Source organism: Corynebacterium sp. MSK204, from assembly GCF_030229885.1.
Taxonomy (GTDB): domain Bacteria; phylum Actinomycetota; class Actinomycetes; order Mycobacteriales; family Mycobacteriaceae; genus Corynebacterium.
This window is the reverse complement of sequence record NZ_JASPGQ010000030.1, coordinates 1-5,211: the sequence shown is the minus strand read 5'-3', so window position 1 is coordinate 5,211 and position 5,211 is coordinate 1. Positions and strand designations below refer to the sequence as shown.

The 5,211-nt window shown below is 52.2% G+C and carries 4 protein-coding genes and 2 pseudogenes; 3 read left to right on the top strand and 3 right to left on the bottom strand.

Annotated features, from left to right (window positions below; genetic code table 11):
• Nucleotides 1-197 precede the first annotated feature (197 nt).
• Nucleotides 198-371 carry a hypothetical protein gene (locus tag QP908_RS11520; RefSeq protein ID WP_284772335.1) on the top strand — a complete coding sequence of 58 codons (174 nt, stop codon included), beginning with the start codon at nt 198-200 and terminating at the stop codon, nt 369-371.
• A gap of 15 nt (nt 372-386) precedes the next feature.
• A complete protein-coding gene (locus QP908_RS11515) occupies nt 387-701 on the top strand; it encodes a hypothetical protein (RefSeq protein ID WP_284772334.1) in 315 nt (104 codons plus the stop codon).
• On the opposite strand, the pseudogene QP908_RS11510 reads toward QP908_RS11515, so the two are convergent.
• The 3 genes and pseudogenes from QP908_RS11510 to QP908_RS11500 form a co-directional block, all read right to left on the bottom strand.
• A pseudogene (locus QP908_RS11510) lies at nt 611-1,805 on the bottom strand (IS3 family transposase); the annotation flags it as partial. The gene QP908_RS11515 and the pseudogene QP908_RS11510 overlap by 91 nt on opposite strands.
• Nucleotides 1,806-1,919: 114 nt before the next feature.
• Nucleotides 1,920-3,077 carry an MFS transporter gene (locus tag QP908_RS11505; RefSeq protein ID WP_284772333.1) on the bottom strand — a complete coding sequence of 386 codons (1,158 nt, stop codon included), beginning with the start codon at nt 3,075-3,077 and terminating at the stop codon, nt 1,920-1,922.
• A complete protein-coding gene (locus QP908_RS11500; RefSeq protein WP_284772332.1) occupies nt 3,070-3,372 on the bottom strand; it encodes an ArsR/SmtB family transcription factor in 303 nt (100 codons plus the stop codon). Before QP908_RS11500 ends, QP908_RS11505 begins: the two co-directional genes overlap by 8 nt.
• A 552-nt stretch (nt 3,373-3,924) precedes the next feature.
• Here QP908_RS11500 and QP908_RS11495 point away from each other — a divergent pair.
• Nucleotides 3,925-4,935, top strand: a pseudogene (locus tag QP908_RS11495) (IS3 family transposase); the annotation flags it as partial.
• Nucleotides 4,936-5,211: the final 276 nt, after the last annotated feature.

Here is a 5,211-nt window from a genome sequence, read left to right as displayed (position 1 = left end):
TCGAAGCCGCCGGATCAGCTACACTTACTATCGCATCTTGATTAAATCCCCGTGTCCACTTTCCGGGGTTCGGGCCCGCCATAGCCCGTGGACTCATCCAGGCACGCAATGTGCTGGCCAATCTGGGTAAAAAGCACAGTAAAACCACCCTCGAACCAGCATGCCAGCAGGTCTTAGACAAGAAGCTGGCCCCAACGATGGCAGTGATCAAACGCATTCAGACTGACATTGCCCACGCCCAACAACTCCCCGCTGCGCCAAGGCCAAGGACACAGCACGCAGCCAAGCACCAGCCGCGCTCAAGCACCCCGCTTACCGGTGACGTGGCCGATGCCGTCTTCATCCGGCCTGCTGACCACTACGAAAACTAGAAGGAGGGTAGAACCATGAGCACCATCGACGACGAGATTGTACGGGCCAAAATGCGCAAGCTTCGCGTATCGACCTTCGCCGACATCTTCTACGAGGTTGTCAACGACGAGGCCTATGCGGATGCGCTACCAGAGGACATCTTCCTCGCCGCAGTCGAAGAAGCCTACACACAACGCCAACAGCGCAACATTGCCAAAGGGCCTGACCACCAGACAGTGGACACGTCGGGGGTTAGCTTTGCTGCTTTGGTCAGTGTAGCTGATGTGAGTGCTTCGAAGTCATCGGGAGCTAGAAGGTTGCACCACGAGTGTCGCCGGCGCGTGTTGTAGCGCATGCACCACCGGAAGACTTCCTGCCGGCAGATAATGGGATTGTCAAAGACTTTCCTATCACGCAAGACTTCCCGCTTTAAGGTGGCGTTAAAAGATTCTGCTAGGGCTTCTATCCGCACTCGTTCCTACCGCGCCCATGGATTGGCGCACACCCAACGACGAGCAATAGCTCCTAAAGGCTTGTGAGGTGTACACACTGCCGTGATCAGAATGGAAAATAGCCCCGTCAAGACTGCCGCGCACGTCGTGTGCGTGGGCTAGGGCATCGATGACCAGTGAGACGCGCATGTGGTCTGCGAGTGCATAACCTGCAAGTTTCCGTGAGTAAGTGTCAATGACTGTGGCCACATACATGTTTGTGCCGCCCTTACACGGCAGGTAGGTAATGTCGCCGACATACACACGGTTCGGCTCGTCAGCGGTGAATGTACGGCCTAGTAAATCCGGCATGACACGGTGACCAGGCTTACGCCTGGTGGTGATGCATCGACGCCGTTTGCTAAAGCCTTTTAGTCCCATGGTTTTCATGATGCGTGCAACTTTCTTGTGATTGACCGGGGTATACGCCAGGTCTTCCTTAAGGCTTGCGGCGATGCGTTTAGCTCCGTAAAGCCCGTGCTCATCATCGAAGATGGTCTTGATTCTTGCACCAATAAGACCGTCAGAATATATCTTTAACCTGCGCTTTTTGCGGGTGCTCACCCACTTGTAAAACGAGGAACGATTGAGCTTTAAAACGTGGCACATCCGCTTAACCGAGTATTCGGTTCGGTGGTCATAGACACACTGGAAGCAGAACTCCCGTGAGTCTGCTTTAAGCAAAATACTTCGCGGCCTTGCGCAGGATATCGCGTTCTTCGCGTAGTTTAGAGACTTCTTTTTCCAACTGGCGGATGCGTCTCACGATTCATTCGCCGTTTGGGCTTTATCCTGCATGGCTTTTATGTGGGCACGTTTGCCGGTGCCGTACTTGGTGACTCATGAATGTAGCGAGGCACGGTTGATACCGAGCTGGGCTGATGCTGCGTTGAGCGAGAGGTCCTCATTGTTTTCATAGAGGGCCACAGCATCGCGTCTGAACTGTTCGGAGTACCTGGACATGGTGGTAGATTACCTTTCTTCCCAGCCCGACTGGGCTGGATATCAGGTGTCCACCAAAAAGGGGTCAGGTCCAAGTTCAACCGACTTATAAATTAAATAATAGTAAACTGTATATTAATTATGCGGTTGCGTATAGGGCGCTCGCTTTTCTTCCCTAACTGTGAAACCATGCATCACTCCCCCCAAGAGGACGAATGCGAGCGCGCCCCAAAGTAGAAAGTCGAAATTAGGAACTACTAAAGCTCCAAGTGCGGAACCAAGGGCTGAGCCCAGATAATTGGCTGATGAATTTGCCGCTACTGCGGTAGCCCCATCTGAAGGATTCGTCTCAAGGAGAGTTTTTTGTTGAGGGGCCAGCGAAGACCATCCCAGTAGACCCCAAGCAAAGATGGCTGTGACAACCACGGCCATGTTCGTTGCGCCGAGCAGTAAGGCAATGAAAGATAGGGCCATTGCGCAGATAATGATCAAAGTGAGTGTTCTTGGCTTTCTAAACCCATCGAGTAGATGTCCTACCCCAAAAGCGCCGATAGCGCCGCCAATTCCCCATACCCAGATTCCCACAATCTGATGATTGTCTAGAGGGGTATGCGCTAGCACTGTCGATATGTAGGTGTAGAGACCTAGGGAAGCTGTACCTACAAATAATGTCACTAATACAGTGAATATATTAGTCTTTTCTGTCATGACTTTTGCCCGCTCTTTGAAGGAAGATGCAGGAATAGTCGGAACCGTGTGCTTTTTGTTGAGTGCCACCCCTAGGAGTGCAATTACTCCTATTGCGGTAATCATCGCGATAGTTAACCGCCATCCAAAATTAGTTGCAATAATTAAGCCGGTGGGGACACCAAGAACAGTCCCTAGGGCGAGGCCTGCTAGAACAAGAGAGAGGGCTTTGCCGCTTTTTTCTTCAGGTACGCTGTGGGCTGCAACTGCGGACGATAGTGGAGAATAGACGCCTGCTGCAGCGCCTGCTATTACGCGCGATAAAATGAAGGTAAGAGCGTTAGGGGAGAGTGCAGTGGCGAGGTTTGCCAGCGAAAATACAATAATGCCAATTACCAAGCTTTTGCGGGCATGTACTCCAGCTTTCCCTGAGAGGATCGGCCCCGACAAGGCGTATGCTGCGGTGAAGGCAGTTACCCCCAAACCGATGATGGACTCAGATGCGTCTAAGTCTTTCGCAATGTTGGATAATAAGCCTGCGATGACGTATGCGTCTAGCCCTAAGGCCACGCTTCCTAATAGGTAAGGCCACAGCTTTTTAAGCATTTCGAACTATTCCTTCCAACAATCCTGGAAACTTCTCATTGATTTCTTCTCGAAGTGAGATTAAGCAGGATCTTCCTTGACTACGCGTCCAAGTAAGGCCACACTCCCTCAGCTTCCGTGTGTGGTAGCTGAGGGTAGACCTGGGCAAATCTTCTGCGAGGGTAATGCTGTCTCTTTCGACCCCATCGGAAAGAGTTTTTAAAATTTGCAAACGGACAGGATCGGATAGGGCGGAAAATATCTGTTCGAGTGATATTTCTTCCAAAGTGGGGTGTGTGTACTGTCTTGAATTCATGCCATATCCTCCCTGTGTGTAAGGTAATCGCCAAACGGCAATCGTGCAACAATAGTTGAACAATTGCTTGCCTCGCAAGCTGGCTTCTTTAACTACGTGTAGGGTAAACGGATTCCGTCTTTACAGTGAGCAATCGCGTATTACCTGCGGAAATTGATAGAATTTTCGGTTCTCTAAAGACGGTTAAGCATCTTTTAGATGCCGGGAAACTATTAGATTGCGCTGCAAGCTCTGGGCTCCTCGACAATCAGCCAATTTGGCAGGTGCCAACCTTCAATATCCCCTCGCAGCTTCTGCTTGGATTTCGTTGAGATGGGCGGGTTAGGTAGGAGAGCCTGCATGCTGCTGAATTGGTAGCGGTGGATATTCCAGGGTTTCTAGTGGTCAGCGGGATGTAAGCACTACGGTGCGATTTTTCACGGTATATAACCGCAATTACCCACTTTCCGCCCTTGATGCCCTTTTTTCGTTTCCGACCTAACCTAAACGGAACACGCCTAGGGTGAAGCGTCCTGGGTTTAGTTCCTACCTCAGGTAAGGAAGGATTGAACTATGCCTAGAAAGTATTCCGTCGAGTTCAAGGAGAAGGCGGTCCATCAGATCATCGAAATGGTCCGCCTGGAGTCTTGCTCACTGCAACGCGCTTACACGGAGGTCGGCGAGCTCCTTGGAGTATCTCACCACACGTTGCGGGCGTGGTACCGCGACAGCGGCTCCACACGAGACGGCCGCAAAGCGCCGGATCACGAAACAATGGAAGAAGAGCTCAAGCGTCTGCGCCGTGAAAACCGTGAGCTGAAGCGAGCAAACGGGATTCTTAAGACTGCTTCGGCTTTTTCGCAGCGGAACTCGACCGACCCACGACCAAATGATCTCCTACATCGACACATATAAAGATCAGTTTGGGGCCCGGGCCCATCTGCCGAGTCCTAAAACAAGCAGATCGTGGATTCATCACCTCACGCGGCTACCGTAAAGCCACCACACGTGTTCCCAGCGCAAGAGCCTTAAGCGATAGCCTTCTCATCCCAGAGATACAGCGTGTGCATGCGCAGAATTTCTCGGTCTACGGCATCCGCAAAATGTGGCACGCGATGAACCGTGAAGGCTATCATATCGGCCGCGACAAGACCGCACGACTGATGAAGCTCGCAGGTGTTTCCGGCCGCCGACGTGGACGAACCCCAGTTACAACGATTAGCCCGAAGGCACCGGATCATCGCCCAGACCTAGTCCAGCGAAACTTTCGTGCACAAGCGCCAGGCAGGTTGTGGGTTGCCGACATTACCTACGTTCGCACCCTGTCAGGATTCGCCTATACCGCGTTTGTCGTGGATGTCTTCAGCCGAAAAATTGTTGGTGTTGCTACACGCTCGACGATGCGTACCGATGCGCTGCCCATGGAGGCTTTGGAGCATGCGTTAACGACTGCAGGGCGAATTCATGGAAACCAGTTAATTCACCATAGCGATCGGGGTAGCCAGTACGTGTCACTGAAGTATTCCACCGCGCTAGCGGAATCCGGAATCCGGAATCCGTCCGAGTGTAGGAACAGTCGGCGATTGGGCCTGACCCCCGGACAGTGGACACGTCGGGGGGTCAGGTCCCATCCCGCTTCTGTATTAGCTTTGTGGCTATACAGGGCGCTCAATAATTGGTTCTTTTGGGAACCCAGTGAGACCGTCCAATGCGCACGTGGCGCACTGGACGGTTTCTTATGACCGGTGTCCCTTAATCTTGGAGGGGTTCTGCCCTTTAGGAGGTGGGGTTGCCCGCAAATCGTGGACACGTAGTTAAGCTGCTTAGGGGTTAAGCAGCGGCCTTCTTATTACCATTTTG